The sequence below is a fragment of the Micromonospora sp. bgisy143 genome (genome assembly GCF_057708145.1).
In genome coordinates this window covers 83,863-98,563 of sequence record NZ_JBYIRN010000024.1, presented here as the reverse complement: position 1 = coordinate 98,563, position 14,701 = coordinate 83,863, and the positions used below count along the sequence as shown (strand labels likewise).

Sequence of the window (14,701 nt, the reverse complement as noted above, 5' to 3'; positions counted from 1 at the left end):
CCGGACTCCGCCTCGACTCGACCGCCCTCATGAAACGGGCCCTGGGCACGCCCGTCGGCGCACCCACCGGACGAACGAAGGGGCGGCCCGTAGGACCGCCCCTTGCTCGTCACCAGGTCTGCCTCAGCGGGTGCCGCCCACCCGGGTCTCCACCCGCTGGAGCGCGATCCGGTAGTCGTCGTTGGCCGCGTACATGGCCGCGGCGATCCGCAGGTGCCGCAGCGCGTCGGTGTGCCGGTTCAGCCGCTCCAGCGTCCGGCCCAGGACGTGGTGCGCGTAGTGGTCGCTCGGGTCCCGGTCGACGAGCTCCCGCAGCTGCTCCTCGGCCCGGTTGAGCTGGGCCGACTGGAAGTACGCCCGGGCCAGCAACTGCCGGACGGCCGCGTTGCCGGGTTCGGCGTCCACGATCGGCTCCAGCAGTCGGGCCGCTCCGCTCGGGTCACCGGCTTCGAAGAACATGGTCGCCCGCCGGTAGTCCGCCAGAAGATCCATCTGCCCACCTCCTCGGGTCGCGCCGTCACCTGTTCCGACGCTGGCACAACACTCGGCGTTTGGCGACTGTTCCCCGAGTCGAAATAGGGTCAGGTACGGGCGTCGCGCCGCCCGGCGGACAGCTCCCAGGCCCGGACGCCACCGACGATCCCGGCCGTGTTCGGCACCACCACCACGTCGTCGCCCATCCGGGCGAGCTGCTCCGGCCGGATCAGCCGGGAGTTGCCCCCACCCAGGTAGAGCCGGTCCCACCGGAACACCGGGCGCAGCCCGTCCACCACCTGCCGGATGCGGCGGGACCAGAAGGCGTCGCCGAGCCGCCGCCGCTCCGGCTCACCCACGTACGTGTCGTAGGTCGTCCCCCAGCGGACCGGCGCGTGCGACAGCTCCAGGTGCGGCGCGAGGACGCCCCCGTCGAAGAGGGCGCTGCCCAACCCCGTCCCCAACGTCAACACCAGTTCACAGCCGGTGCCGGCAACCACACCCGCCCCGTGCACCTCGGCGTCGTTGAGCACCAGCGCCGGCACTCCGAACGCGTCGGCCAACGCGCCCCGCGCGTCCCAGCCGGACCACTCGGCCAGCAGGTCCGGGTCGACCCGGGACCGGGGTCCGCTGCGGGTGACGTAGTGCGGGGTCGCCACCACGACCCCGTGTCGGATCATGCCGGGTACGCCGACGGTCAGCCGGTCGGCCGTGGGCAGTCGCCCACCGAGCTCCAGCAGGGTCCGCACGAACAGGGCGGGCGGCAACGGGTACGGGGTCGGCACCCGCAGCGGTCGGGCGCGCATCGTGCCGGCCTCGTCGAGCACCGACGCCTTGATGCCGCCGCCACCGCAGTCGATCGCCAGTGTGGTCACCACGTCATGGAGTCTGCCCGCTGGCGGCCGGTCTCATGCGGGCGGCCCGATAGGCTGCCGTCCTGATGAGCGCCACGATGATCGTCAAGGACCTGGCCGCCGGGCACGGCGACCGCCCCCTCTTCTCCGGGCTGGACCTGGTGGTCGCCCCGGGCGACGTGGTCGGCCTGGTCGGGCCGAACGGGGCCGGCAAGTCGACGCTGCTGCGTACCCTCGCGGGGTTGTTGCCGGTCGAGGCCGGCAGCGTCCGACTCAGCCCGCCCACCGCGACCGTCGGGCACCTGCCGCAGGAGCCGGAGCGGCGGCCGGGCGAGACGGTACGGGAGTTCCTGGCCCGCCGGACCGGGGTGACCGCCGCGCAGGCGGCGCTGGACGCGGCTACCGAGGCGCTGACCGCCGGGACGGCGGGCGCCGACGACGCGTACGGGGACGCGTTGGAGCGCTGGCTCGCCCTGGGCGGCGCGGACCTCGACGAACGCGCCGAACAGGTGAGTGCCGATCTGGGGCTCACGGTCGACCTGGACCACCCGATGACCGGGCTCTCCGGCGGCCAGGCGGCCCGGGCGGGGTTGGCGTCGCTGCTGCTCAGCCGGTACGACGTCTTCCTGCTCGACGAGCCGACGAACGACCTGGACCTGGCCGGGCTGGAGCGGCTGGAGGAGTTCGTCACCGGGCTGCGGGCCGGCACGGTGCTGGTCAGCCACGACCGGGAGTTCCTGACCCGCACGGTGACCCGGGTGCTGGAGCTGGATCTGCCGCAGCAGCAGGTCAACCACTACGGCGGCGGCTACGCGGCCTACCTCGAGGAGCGCGAGGTGGCGCGGCGGCACGCCCGCGCCGACTTCGAGGAGTACGCCGAGACGAAGGCCGGCCTGGAGGCGCGGGCGCGTACCCAGCGCTCCTGGATGGAGAAGGGCGTGAAGAACGCCCGCCGCAAGGCCACCGACAACGACAAGATCGGCCGCAAGTTCCGCAGCGCGGCCACCGAGAAGCAGGCCGCCAAGGCGAAGCAGACCGAGCGCCTGATCGAACGGCTCGAGGTGGTCGAGGAGCCCCGCAAGGAGTGGGAGCTGCGGATGGAGATCGCCGCCGCGCCCCGCGCCGGAGCGGTCGTGGCCACCCTGCGCAACGCGGTGGTACGCCGGGGCGGCTTCACGCTCGGGCCGGTCGACCTCCAGATCGACTGGGCGGACCGGGTGGCGGTGACCGGGGCGAACGGTTCGGGCAAGTCCACCCTGTTGGCGGCGCTGCTGGGTCGGCTGCCGCTGGACGAGGGGACCGCCTCGCTCGGGCCGGGCGTGGTGGTCGGTGAGGTGGACCAGGCGCGCGGGTTGTTCCTCGGCGACGCGCCGCTGATCGACGCGTTCCACGCGGCCGTACCGCAGATGTCGCCGGCGGACGCGCGGACGCTGCTGGCCAAGTTCGGCCTGCGCGCGGCGCACGTCCCGCGGCCGGCGGCGACTCTCTCGCCCGGCGAGCGCACCCGCGCGGCGCTGGCTCTGCTCCAGGGGCGTGGGGTCAACCTGCTGGTGCTGGACGAGCCCACCAACCACCTGGACCTGCCCGCCATCGAACAGCTCGAATCGGCGCTGGCCAGCTACCCCGGAACGCTGCTGCTGGTCACCCACGACCGGCGGATGCTGGCCGCCGTCGAGACCAACCGGCGGCTGCGGGTGGACGCCGGGCGGATCGCCGAGGATTGATCCCGGCGCGCGGCCCGGCGCGGGGTGAGAATGACGCCATGCTCAAGTGGGAGTACGCCCTGCTGGTCCGCCGCCGCCAGGCGGCGACCAACGACCTCGGCTGGGAGGTCGTCTTCGTCTGGTACGGCCCGGACGGCTCGATGGTCGACGTGACGCCGTACGGCGACACGGCGCTGGCCCACCTCAACCGGGCCGGCGACCAGGGCTGGGAACTGGTCGCGATGAGCGAGGACCCGTCGCTGCCCGGCAACCACGAACTGCACCGGTACCACCTCAAGCGGCCGAAGCCCGCCGCTCCCCCGCCCCGCCAGCGGATACGGGGAGGTCGCCGGACGCTGTCGGGCTGACCTACAGCGCTGGACCGGAGCGCGGGTCGTGGACCCGGGCGGCGGCACTCCGATGAGCGTGATGACTCTGCGGCATCTTGATGCCCGACAGTCATCACGCTCGACAGGGTGGATGCCTCCGGACGCCCCAACACGCCCGCCGTCGGTCGCGCGACCGCGAAACGGGGGAATACCGGGCGCGTAGCCGGGTAACGCGCGGCGGGAGGTGGCCCGAATGGTCGCTTTGGCACAGACTCCGCCCTCGGCCGACCGGCTGCGGTTGATCGACGAATCCCTCGCCCAGGCGTGGGCGGACCAGGTCCGGCACGACGACCGGCTACGGAGCCTGGCCGTCGAGGTGCGGTTCGACCGGGGGGTCGCCCACCTCACCGGCGAGGTGGCCGAGCCGGCCGACCTCCGGCTGGTACGGGACCTGGTGGGACGGCTGGCCGGCGTCTACGGCGTCTGGTGCCGGGTCGGCGTCAACGGACGGGCCCCGGTGGTGGTGGACCTGGGCTGCGGCCCGACCAAGCAGTGGTCGGGCAACCTCGGGCTGGACATCTATCCCGCGCCGGGGGTGGACGCGGTGGCGGACCTCTCCGGCTCGCTGCCGCTGGCCGACGACTCGGTGGACGTGCTGTTCGCGGTACACATCCTGGAACACCTGATCGACTTCCTGCCGCTGGTGGACGAGTGCCACCGGGTGCTCCGGCCCGGGGGCGTCCTGCACGTCATGAGCCCGTGGTGGGGGCACGTCAACGCGGTGGCCGACCCGACCCACGTACGGCTGATGGACGTGCAGACCTTCAAGGGGATCTGCCAGCTCCGGCCGCCGGGCACCCCGCGCTGGTACCCGCTGCACGCCGGGTGCGACGGCGCGTCGATCTTCGCCGACCTGACGCCCCTCCCGGCCGACGCCGAGCCCGCGCCGAACTTCCACCTGGCCCGCTTCTTCGACTAGGGCTTGGTGGATTCGCGTAGTTCCAGGCGGTACGCGGCCTTGACCGCGCGGGCGGGGGCAGCGCGGTCACCGTCGAGGCGATCGGCGAGGAGCTCGACGGCCAGCCGGGCGATCTGCTCCTTGTCGGGGGCGACGGTGCTCAGCGTGGGGACCGAGAACCGGCCGTCCTCGATGTCGTCGAAGCCGACCACCGCCACGTCCTCGGGAACCCGCAGACCCGCCTCGTGCAGGGCCCGCAGCGCGCCCAGGGCGAGCGTGTCGTTGAAGCAGAAGACGGCGTCGGGGCGTACCCCCGCGGTGAGCAGGCCGCGCATCGCGGCCGCGCCGTCGGCGCGGTGCCAGGCCGTCGCGGACGCCACGAGGGCTTCGTCGTAGGCCAGGCCGGCAGCCCGCAGCGCCTCGGCGTAGCCGGCCAGGCGGAGGCGCGCGCTGGCGCCCTCGTCGGTACGCTGCGCGCCGATCGCCGCGATCCGGCGGCGGCCGAGCCGGATCAGGTGGTCGGTGATCTCCCGGGCGGCGGTGACGTTGTCGATCACCACGCGATCGGCGGGACCGTGGTCGACGCGCTCGCCGAGCAGCACCATCGGGGTGCCGTCGAGGCTGGCCAGATCCTCCGCCGTGAGCGCCAGCGGGCTGAAGATGAGCCCGTCGATCAGATGGTCGGTGATGCCGGAGGCGACGACACGCTCCTGCTCGCGCCGGCCGCCGGTCTGGTCGATGAGCACGGTCCAGCCGTACGCGGCGGCGGCGGTGACGACGTGCCGGGCGAGTTCGGCGAAGTACGGGATGTCGAGTTCCGGCACCGCCAGGGCGATCACCCCGGTACGCCCTTTGCGCAGGTGACGGGCGGAGAGGTTGGGCCGGTAGTTCAGCTCGGCGATGGCCTCCTCGACCCGGGCCCGGGTGTCCGGACGGACGTGCACATACCCGTTCACCACGTTGGAGACGGTCTTCACCGAGACGCCGGCCCGCTCGGCCACGTCCTTGAGCCTGTGTCGCACCCCGCAACCTCCCCGATGTAACCCAGCGCACCATACCTCGTCATCAGCTCTTTACAACGTTGCCTACAACGTTGTAGAAACGGGGGACACCGGGTGGGCGGTGACTGCGGTCACCCGGTTCCGGCACCCAGGAAAGGTGGCACCCCTTGCGGACCGCGCAGTTGACGATCGATCCGGCCTTCGCGATCGGCCCGGCCGACCGACGTCTCTTCGGCTCGTTCGTCGAGCACATGGGGCGGTGCGTCTACGGCGGCATCTACGAGCCCGGTCACCCCGACGCCGACTCCCGCGGCCTGCGGCGGGACGTCCTGGAGCTGACCCGCGAGCTGGGCGTCTCGGTCGTCCGCTACCCCGGCGGCAACTTCGTCTCCGGCTACCGCTGGGAGGACGGCGTCGGCCCGGTCGGCGACCGGCCGCGCCGGCTCGACCTGGCCTGGAAGACGGTCGAGACCAACGCGTTCGGCCTGCACGAGTTCATGACCTGGGCCGACGAGGCCGGCGTCGAGCCGATGATGGCCGTCAACCTCGGCACCCGCGGCGTGCAGGAGGCACTCGACCTGCTGGAGTACGCCAACCACCCGGGCGGTACGGCCCTGTCGGACCTGCGGCGCAAGAACGGCGCGGAGGACCCCTTCGGCGTACGGCTCTGGTGCCTCGGCAACGAGATGGACGGGCCCTGGCAGGTCGGCCACAAGACCGCCGACGAGTACGGCCGGGTCGCCGCCGAGGCCGCCCGCGCCATGAAGATGATCGACCCGTCGATCAGCCTGGTCGCCTGCGGCAGCTCCAACCGGCGGATGCCCACGTTCGCCGCGTGGGAGGCGACCGTGCTGGAGCACACCTACGAGCACGTCGACTACATCTCGGCGCACACCTACTACGACCCGTCCGACGGCGATCAGGCCAGCATCCTGGCCTCGGCCGTCGACATGGACAACTTCATCACCGAGGTCGTCGCGACCGCCGACCACGTGGCCGCCAAGCAGCGGCACCGCCGCAAGCTGAAGATCTCGTTCGACGAGTGGAACGTCTGGTACGAGTCCCGCCTCCAGGCCGACCTGGACCGGCGGGGCTGGGTCGAGGCGCCCGCGCTGATCGAGGACGACTTCACGGCGGTGGACGCGGTGGTGGTCGGCGACCTGCTGATCACCCTGCTCCGGCACGCCGACCGGGTCGGGGTGGCCGCCCAGGCCCAACTCGCCAACGTGATCGCGCCGATCCGCACTCGCAACGGCGGTCCGGCCTGGCGACAGAGCATCTTCCACCCGTTCGCACTGACCGCCCGGCACGCCCGGGGCACCGTGCTGCGCACCGAGCCGGTGTCGCCGCGCTACGACACGAAGAAGTACGGGGACGTGCCGGTGCTGGACACCGTCGCCGTCCACGACGAGGAGACCGGTGAGCTGACCGTCTTCGCGACGAACCGTGACACGACGGACCTCGCGGTGGACATCGACCTGCGCGGCCTGCCAGGACTGTCCGGTTACTCCTTCCAGAGCATCGCCGCCGGGTCCGACCCGTCGGCGACGAACACCGAGGCCGAGCCCGACCGGGTGACGCCACGGGACATGCCCACCCCCACCCCCGACGGCGGCCGGTGCACCGTGCGCCTGCCCGCCGTGTCCTGGAACGTGCTGCGCTTCGGCCCGGCTCACGCCTGAGGGCGTACCGGGTCCGAGCAGGCACAATTCATACCGTCCCCCTCCAAGGAGAGATAAAGCATGATCCAGAACGACATGAGCCGGCGACGCCTGCTCGGCCTCGGTCTCGGAATCGGCGCGGCGGCCTCGCTGACCCTCGCCGGCTGTGGTGGAGGCGACAGCGCCTCCGGTCCGGCCGCCGGCAACGGCGGCAAGGAGTACACCGGCCCCAAGGTCGACCTGAAGCTGTGGAACGGGTTCACCGGCGGCGACGGCGACATCTTCAAGGCGCTGGTCAACCAGTTCAACACCGAGCACAAGAACATCGCGGTGTCGGTGGCCACGTACCAGTGGGAGGACTACTACAACAAGCTCCCCGGCGCGGCCTCCAGCGGCAACGGCCCGGACATCGCGGTCATGCACATGGACCAGCTCGCCACCTTCGCCGCCCGTGGCGTGATCACCGAGCTGGACGACGTGGCCAAGAACCTGGAGCTCTCCGAGGGAGACTTCGCCCCGACCGTGTGGAAGGGCGGGCTCTACAACAACAAGCGGTACGGCATCCCGCTGGACATGCACCCGCTGGGCTTCTACTACAACAAGGCCGTCATGCAGAAGGCCGGCCTCGACCCGAACAAGCCGCCGGCGACGAAGGACGACTACACGGCGGCCCTGGTCGAGCTGAAGAAGGCCGGCGTGCAGGGCTTCTGGGTCAGCCCGTTCCAGTTCACCGGCGGCATGACCTTCTACTCGGTGCTCAACCAGTGGGGCGCCACGCTCTTCGACGCCGAGGTGACCAAGGCGACCTTCAACTCCGACCCGGCGGTCGAGGCGTGCACCTGGCTGGTCGACATGATCAAGCAGGGCTACTCGCCGGCCAACGTCGGCCAGGACGCCGACTACCTGGCGTTCAAGAGCGGCAAGAACGCCTTCACCTGGAACGGCATCTGGCAGATCAACGACCTCAAGAAGAGCCCCGAGGTGCAGTGGGGCGTCGCGCCGCTCCCGCAGATCGGCAGCAAGCCGGCGGCCTGGGCCAACTCGCACAACTTCACCATCGTGAAGCAGCGGGCCAACGACGCCAACAAGGTCTCCGGCGCGAAGGTCTTCATCAACTGGCTGAGCCAGCACTCGCTGGACTGGGCCAAGGGCGGTCAGGTCCCGGCCCGCAAGGAGGTCCGTGAGGGCGCCGAGTTCAAGGCGCTGCCGGAGATCTCGTCGCTCGCCCCCGAGCTGGAGTACGCGGCCTTCCCGCCGGCCGCCCCGGGCCTGGGCGAGGTCATGACGACCTTCTACAACTCCTTCAACGAAGCCGCGCTGGGCAAGAAGTCGCCCAAGCAGGCGCTCGACGACGGTGTGGCGAAGGCCAACAAGCAGCTCGAGGACAACCGCAAGAAGTACGGGAGCTGATCACCCGTGGCGGACGTGATCGAGGTCGGGGCGGCGCGCGGTGACGCGCCGCCCCCGGCGGCCACCGCAGCCCGCCGGGGCGCCTCGCCGCGCCGGACCGGACGGGCGACGCCATACCTGTTCCTCGCCCCGTACCTGGTCCTGTTCGGGGTCTTCGGCCTGCTGCCGATCGTCCTGGGCCTGTGGCTGAGCGTGCACCAGTGGGACTTCCAGCTCCCCAACCGGCCGTTCGTCGGGTTGGACAACTACAAGCAGCTCTTCTCCAGCGACTCCGCCGTCTACGGCGACTGGTGGCAGAGCGTACGGGCCACCGCGATCTTCACGGTGCTGTCGGTTCCGCTGCTGGTGGTCGTACCCCTGGGGTTGGCTCTGCTGTTGAACCGCTCCTTCCCCGGCCGGACCTTCTTCCGGGCGATCTACTTCGCCCCGTACGTGCTGGGCGTGGCGGTGATCGGCCTGCTCTGGCGGTTCCTGCTCGACGCCAACCTGGGCCTGGTCAACCGGCTCCTGGGCGTGGTCGGGTTGCCGTCGGACACCCCCTGGGTGACGAACATGCCCTGGGCGTGGATCTCCCTGGTCGGGGTGACGGTCTGGTGGACCTCCGGCTTCAACGCGGTGATCTACCTGGCCGGCCTGCAGGACATCTCGCCGGAGCTGTACGAGGCGGCCCGGGTGGACGGCGCGACCGCCTGGCAGCGGTTCCGCAACGTCACCCTGCCCGGCCTGCGGCCCGTCCTGCTCTTCGTGATCACCACGACCGTGCTCGCCTCGGCGAACATGTTCGGCCAGTCCTTCCTGATCACCCAGGGGACGCCCGGCACGGAGACCCGCACGGTGGTGTGGTTCATCGTCGAGGAGGGCCTGCGCAACAACAACGCCGGCCGGGCCGCCGCGATGAGCATCGTGTTCGCCCTGATGCTGGCGGTCGTGAGCATCGCCAACTTCCGCCTCTTCCGCTACCGGGAAGACTGAGGGGACCGCCATGACGACGCCCACGCGGACGACCCGCGGTGCCGCCACCGGCCGGGTCGCGCTCTACGCCACCCTGGTCGCGCTGGCCCTGATCTTCCTGGTCCCGCTGGCGTGGATGGTCATCACCTCGCTGAAGACCTACACCGCCGCCCAGCAGATCCCGCCGAGCTGGCTGCCGAACCCGCTCTCCGGGTACGGCTACCAGCAGATCCTCAACAACTCGGCGAACCCGGTGCTGCGCTGGTTCCTCAACAGCATGGTGGCCGCCACGCTGCACGCGCTGCTGGTGCTGGTGACCGCCTCGATGGCCGCGTACGCCCTGGCCCGACTGAAGTTCGCCGGGCGCGGGGTGAGCTTCGCGCTGATCGTCGGGACGCTGTTCATCCCGCCGACCTCCTTGATCATCCCGAACTTCCTGATCGTCGACCAGCTCAACTGGATCGACACCCTCGCCGTGATCGTGGTGCCCGGCGCGGCCAGCGCGTTCGGGGTCTTCTTCCTGCGGCAGTTCTTCCTGTCGCTGCCGAACGAGTTGGAGGAGGCCGCCACCCTCGACGGCGCCAACCAGTGGCAGATCTTCTACAAGGTGGTGCTGCCGCTCTCCAAGCCGGCGCTGGCCACCCTGGCCGTGCTGTCGTTCCTGACCAACTGGAACGACTTCCTGTGGCCCATCTTCGTGCTGTTCAGCCCGGAGAAGTTGACCCTGCCGCCGGGCCTGGGCCTGCTCCAGGGCTCGTACGTCACGGACTACCCGGTGATCATGGCGGGTGCGGTGCTGGCGAGCCTGCCGGTGCTGATCCTGTTCGTGCTCGCGCAGCGGCACATCATCCAGGGCGTCTCCCGCAGCGGCCTCAAGGGATGACGCGGGCAACCACCCGGCGACGCGGCGCGGCGGCGATCACCCTCGCCGCCGCGCTGCTCGTCGCGGGCTGCACGGACGACTCCGAATCCACCTCCACGAGCGGCGGGAGCGACGCCAGCATGTTCACCAACCCGGTCGTCAAGACCGACGCCCCCGACCCGCAGGCGATCCAGGTGGGCGACACCTGGTACCTGTTCCACACCAACTCGCAGGGCCACAACGTCCCGGTGCGCACCTCCTCGAACCTGGTCGACTGGACGGAGGCCGAGGACGCCCTGCCGACGCTGCCGGACTGGGCGGACCCCGGCAAGACCTGGGCGCCCGAGGTCATCCAGCTCGCGCCGGAGAAGTTCCTGCTCTACTACACGGTCGCCGGCCGCGAGTCCGGTCGCCAGTGCGTCGGGCGGGCGGTGGCCACCGCGCCACAGGGCCCGTACTCCGACGACGCGGCCGGCCCGCTGATCTGCCAGGCCGAGTTGGGCGGGGCGATCGACGCGAGCCCGTTCCGGGACACCGATGGCAGCCTGTGGCTGCTGTGGAAGAACGACGGCAACGCGATCGGCGTGGACACCTGGATCTGGGTCCAGCGCCTCGCCGACGACGGTCTGACCCTGGTCGGTGAGCCGACCAAGCTGCTCAAGCAGACCGAGCCGTGGGAGGGCACCCTGATCGAGGGGCCCTTCTTCCACCGTCAGGACGGTCGGTTGTACCTGTTCTTCGCCGCCAACGCGTACGACCGTGCCGAGTACGCCGAGGGCTACGCGGTCTGCGAGAGTCCCACCGGCCCGTGCGTGAAGGCCACCGAGAATCCGATCCTGAAGAGCACCGACGCCGCCTCCGGTCCCGGGCACGCCTCGATGGTGGTCAAGGACGGCCGGACGTGGCTGCTGTACCACGCCTGGCCGCCCGGCCAGGAGGGCAGCACCGACCCGGGCCGGCAGGTGTGGCTCGACGAGGTGACCTGGGACGACGGCAAGCCGGTGGTCAAGGGTCCGACCGGTACGCCGCAGCCCCGCCCCTGACCTGTTCGTGCCCAGGGGCGCTCGGGCCCCTGGGCACTAACGGTCAGGCGCTCGGCCGGCGCTGCTCCGGCGCAACGGACGATCAGGCGCTCGGCTGGCGCTGCTCCGGCGCTACGGCCGGTTCGTGGCGGGCGAGCCGGTTACGGCGGTAGCCGTAGCCGAAGTAGATGATCGCGCCGAGCAGCATCCAGGCCAGGAACCGCAGCCAGGTCTCCACGGACAGGTTGAGCATCAGGTAGAAGCAGGCGACCGCCGAGACGATCGGCAGCACCGGCGAGAACGGCACCCGGAACGGCCGCTCCAGGTCCGGACGCTTGCGGCGCAGGATCGGCACGGCGATCGAGACCAGCACGAACGCGCAGAGCGCGCCGATGCTGACCAGGTCGGCCAGGGCGGACAGCGGCAGGAAGCCGGCCAGCAGCGCGACCGCGACCGTCATGATCGCCGAGATCCGGTACGGGGTGCCCCAGCGCGGGTGCACCTTCGCGATCGCGGGCGGGATCAGCCCGTCCCGGGCGATGGCGAAGCCGATCCGGCCCATCGCCACCAGGTCGACCAGGATGACGCTGGTCAGGCCGGCGACCGCCGCGATGGAGACGAGTACCGCGGCCCAACCGGCGCCGACCGACTCGAAGGCCGAGGCGATCGGGGCGCCCCGGTCGATCTCGGTGTACGGCACCATGCCGACGACCACCAGCGAGACGCCGATGTAGAGCACGGTGGAGATCAGCAGCGTACCGAGCAGGCCCAGGGTGAGGTCCCGCTTGGGCTTGCGGGTCTCCTCGCCCAGGTTGGCGACGGCCTCGAAGCCGGTGTACGCGAAGAAGACCACCGCCGCGGCGCTGAGCACCCCGACGAAGCCGAAGACCGACGGCTCCAACCCGAACAGCGCCTGGGTGACCGGCTGTTTGATGCCGTCGTCGCCGCTGCCGGCGGGCTCGGCCGGCGGGATGAACGGGGTGAGGTTGGCGGCCTTGACGAAGAACAGGCCGGCGACCACCACGAAGACGCAGATCGCGACCTTGACCAGCACCAGCAGGTTGGTGATCCGGGCCGATTCCCGGATGCCGACGATGGCGACGACGCCGAGGATCAGCACGATGGCGATGGCGCCGACGTTGACCACGCTGCCCTCCTCGCCGAACCACCGGGTCGGCAGGTCGAGCAGTTCGGCCAGGTAACCGGACCAGCCACGGGCCACCACCGCCGCGCCGAGCGCGAACTCCAGGAGCAGGTCCCAGCCGATGATCCAGGCGACGATCTCGCCCATCGTGGCGTACGCGTAGGTGTAGGCGCTGCCGGCGGTCGGCACGCTGGAGGCCAGCTCGGCGTAGCAGAGGGCGGCGAGCAGGGCCACCACGCCGGCGATGGCGAAGGAGATCACCACGCCGGGCCCGGCGCTGTCGCGCGCCTCGATGCCGGTGAGCGTGAAGATGCCGGTGCCGATCACGATGCCGATACCGAAGCCGGTGAGGTCGAGAGCGCCGAGTCGCCTCTTGAGTCCGACTCTGCCGTCGCTGCCGTCCGCCTCACCCTGGGCTATCACGTCCTTGATCGGTTTGGTTCGCAGCACGGACATGCGCTCACCCCTTCACACCGTGCGACCACCACCGTGGCGGCCGGTGACCGGCGTTGCTACCCAGCGGAACGAATGGTCAACCACGAACACTTGCGGCGAGGACGCGATTGTGAAAATTTCCTTCTGTACGCAGATAGGCAGCGGCGAATCTTGCCGCATGCAGATCACATCGGGAGCCCCAACGAAGGGACATACCGCATGAAAGCACTCCGTCTCACCGCCGCCGGCCTGACTGCGGTCCTGCTCGGCTCACTAGCACCCGTTGCCCCCGCGAACGCCTCCGCCTCCTCCTCGACCGCCGCCTGCGTCACCAACCCGGCCACCCCCAAGCGACAGTTCCGGGCCATGTGGATCTCGTCGGTGGTCAACATCGACTGGCCCAGCAAGGCCTCCCAGACCAGCCCGGACCGGATCGCCGCCCAGCAGGCCGAGTACCGCGACCTGCTCGACCTCGCCGAGCGGCTGCACCACAACGCGGTCGTCGTGCAGGTCCGGCCCACGGCGGACGCACTCTGGCCCTCGACGTACGAGCCGTGGTCGGAGTACCTGACCGGGGTCCGCGGCCAGGACCCCGGGTGGGACCCGCTGGCCTTCCTCGTCGCGGAGTCGCACCGGCGCAACCTCGAATTCCACGCCTGGTTCAACCCGTACCGGGTCTCCATGCCGGCGCCCGGCGGCGCCGGCGCCGACCTCGACCAGCTCGCGCCCGGGCATCCGGCCCGGCAGCACCCGGACTGGACCTTCGCGTATCCGCCGGCCGGCGTCGCCGGCAGCCGGCTCTACTACAACCCCGGAATTCCCGAGGTACGCGAGTTCGTCCAGACCGCGATGATGGACGCGGTCCAGCGGTACGACATCGACGGCGTCCACTTCGACGACTACTTCTACCCGTACCCCAGCGGCAGCTACCAGGTGCCCGACGACGCCACCTTCGCGGCGTACAACCGGGGCCTCACCGACCGGGTTGACTGGCGGCGGGACAACATCAACCTGCTGATCCAGGAGATGAACGGCAAGATCAAGGCGGCGAAGCCGTGGGTGAAGTTCGGGGTCAGCCCGTTCGGCATCTGGCGCAACGTCAGCGCCGACCCGCTCGGCTCGGACACCACCGGCAGCCAGTCGTACGACATCATCTCCGCCGACACCCGCAAGTGGATCAAGCAGGAGTGGATCGACTACGTCGTGCCGCAGCTCTACTGGTACATCGGCCAGTACCCGGCGGCCGACTACGCGCGACTCGTGCCGTGGTGGGCCGAGACGGTGCGCGGCACCCGGGTGCAGCTCTACATCGGCCAGGCCGACTACAAGAGCGGCGACCCGGCGTACGGGCCCTACTGGCAGAACCCGCGTGAGCTGTCCGACCACCTGACGCTGAACCGGGCGTACCCCGAGGTGCTGGGCAACGTGCACTTCTCCGCCGTCCAGGTACGCGCCAACCGGCTCGGCGCGACCGACACCTACGCGGCCGAGCACTACTCGCGCCCCGCCCTCGTACCGGCCATGCCCCACCTGCCGGCGAAGCCGCTGCTCCCGCCGGTCGTCACCGGGGTCACCCGGCAGGCCGACGGGGTACGGCTGACCTGGCGTCAACCCGCCGACGGCAAGGGCCCGCTGGGCACCGCCACGTCGTACGCGATCTACCGGTTCGACGGGACCACCCTGCCCGGCCGGTGCGCCACCGCGGACGCCACCGCACTTGTCGACACCGTCCGGGCCACCCCCGGCGGCGCACAGTCCTGGGTGGACACGTCGGCCGAGCCCGGCCGGCGCTACACGTACCAGCTGACCGCGCTGGACCGGACGGCGAACGAGAGCCCGGCCGGGCCGCCGGCCTTCCTGCTGCGCTGACCAGGCCCGTTGAATGCCCCGGGCGCAC

General features: G+C 70.9%; 13 protein-coding genes. 9 read left to right on the top strand and 4 right to left on the bottom strand.

Annotation, left to right across the window (positions count from 1 at the left end; all coding sequences use genetic code 11):
• Positions 1-123: 123 nt before the first annotated feature.
• Complete coding sequence (locus tag AC3EN4_RS24550; RefSeq protein ID WP_421473316.1) at positions 124-492, bottom strand: tetratricopeptide repeat protein; 369 nt, start codon at positions 490-492, stop codon at positions 124-126.
• An 89-nt stretch (positions 493-581) separates the two neighbouring features.
• Positions 582-1,352 (bottom strand): ROK family protein, encoded by a 771-nt coding sequence (locus tag AC3EN4_RS24545; protein ID WP_422737055.1) that lies wholly within the window; start codon positions 1,350-1,352, stop codon positions 582-584.
• 62 nt (positions 1,353-1,414) lie between these two features.
• Between AC3EN4_RS24545 and AC3EN4_RS24540 the strand changes: the two genes are divergently transcribed.
• From AC3EN4_RS24540 to AC3EN4_RS24530, 3 genes are all read left to right on the top strand, one after another.
• Positions 1,415-3,052 (top strand): ABC-F family ATP-binding cassette domain-containing protein, encoded by a 1,638-nt coding sequence (locus AC3EN4_RS24540; RefSeq protein WP_435208108.1) that lies wholly within the window; start codon positions 1,415-1,417, stop codon positions 3,050-3,052.
• Positions 3,053-3,090: 38 nt separating this feature from the next.
• Positions 3,091-3,399, top strand: a complete 309-nt coding sequence (locus AC3EN4_RS24535) for a hypothetical protein (RefSeq protein WP_422737057.1) — start codon at positions 3,091-3,093, stop codon at positions 3,397-3,399.
• 214 nt (positions 3,400-3,613) lie between these two features.
• On the top strand, positions 3,614-4,339 hold the full coding sequence (locus AC3EN4_RS24530; RefSeq protein WP_435208106.1) for a methyltransferase domain-containing protein: 726 nt from the start codon (positions 3,614-3,616) through the stop codon (positions 4,337-4,339).
• On the opposite strand, the gene AC3EN4_RS24525 is transcribed toward AC3EN4_RS24530, so the two are convergent.
• Entirely contained in the window at positions 4,336-5,340 is a 1,005-nt protein-coding gene (locus AC3EN4_RS24525) for a LacI family DNA-binding transcriptional regulator (protein WP_422737059.1), read from the bottom strand. The two genes, AC3EN4_RS24530 and AC3EN4_RS24525, sit on opposite strands and share 4 nt — an antisense overlap.
• Before the next feature lie 146 nt (positions 5,341-5,486).
• On the opposite strand from AC3EN4_RS24525, the gene arfA reads away from it, so the two are divergent.
• Genes arfA through AC3EN4_RS24500 form a run of 5 tightly spaced genes read left to right on the top strand, consistent with a single transcriptional unit; the run spans position 5,487 to position 11,246 of the window.
• Complete coding sequence (gene arfA, locus AC3EN4_RS24520; RefSeq protein WP_435208103.1) at positions 5,487-7,001, top strand: arabinosylfuranosidase ArfA; 1,515 nt, start codon at positions 5,487-5,489, stop codon at positions 6,999-7,001.
• 60 nt (positions 7,002-7,061) lie between these two features.
• Positions 7,062-8,390 (top strand): ABC transporter substrate-binding protein, encoded by a 1,329-nt coding sequence (locus AC3EN4_RS24515; RefSeq protein ID WP_435208102.1) that lies wholly within the window; start codon positions 7,062-7,064, stop codon positions 8,388-8,390.
• 6 nt (positions 8,391-8,396) lie between these two features.
• Entirely contained in the window at positions 8,397-9,362 is a 966-nt protein-coding gene (locus tag AC3EN4_RS24510; protein ID WP_435208100.1) for a carbohydrate ABC transporter permease, read from the top strand.
• Positions 9,363-9,372: 10 nt separating this feature from the next.
• A complete protein-coding gene (locus tag AC3EN4_RS24505) occupies positions 9,373-10,224 on the top strand; it encodes a carbohydrate ABC transporter permease (RefSeq protein WP_435208099.1) in 852 nt (283 codons plus the stop codon).
• Entirely contained in the window at positions 10,221-11,246 is a 1,026-nt protein-coding gene (locus tag AC3EN4_RS24500; RefSeq protein WP_435208097.1) for a glycoside hydrolase family 43 protein, read from the top strand. The genes AC3EN4_RS24505 and AC3EN4_RS24500 overlap by 4 nt, the downstream gene beginning before the upstream one ends.
• Before the next feature lie 82 nt (positions 11,247-11,328).
• Here the strand turns inward: AC3EN4_RS24500 and AC3EN4_RS24495 are convergent, their stop codons facing one another.
• Positions 11,329-12,825: an amino acid permease gene (locus tag AC3EN4_RS24495; protein ID WP_435208095.1), complete on the bottom strand. Its 1,497-nt coding sequence runs from the start codon at positions 12,823-12,825 to the stop codon at positions 11,329-11,331.
• 198 nt (positions 12,826-13,023) lie between these two features.
• On the opposite strand from AC3EN4_RS24495, the gene AC3EN4_RS24490 reads away from it, so the two are divergent.
• The gene (locus tag AC3EN4_RS24490; RefSeq protein WP_435208093.1) at positions 13,024-14,673 is read left to right on the top strand and encodes a glycoside hydrolase family 10-like protein; all 1,650 of its coding nucleotides are present in this window, start codon (positions 13,024-13,026) and stop codon (positions 14,671-14,673) included.
• Positions 14,674-14,701: the final 28 nt, after the last annotated feature.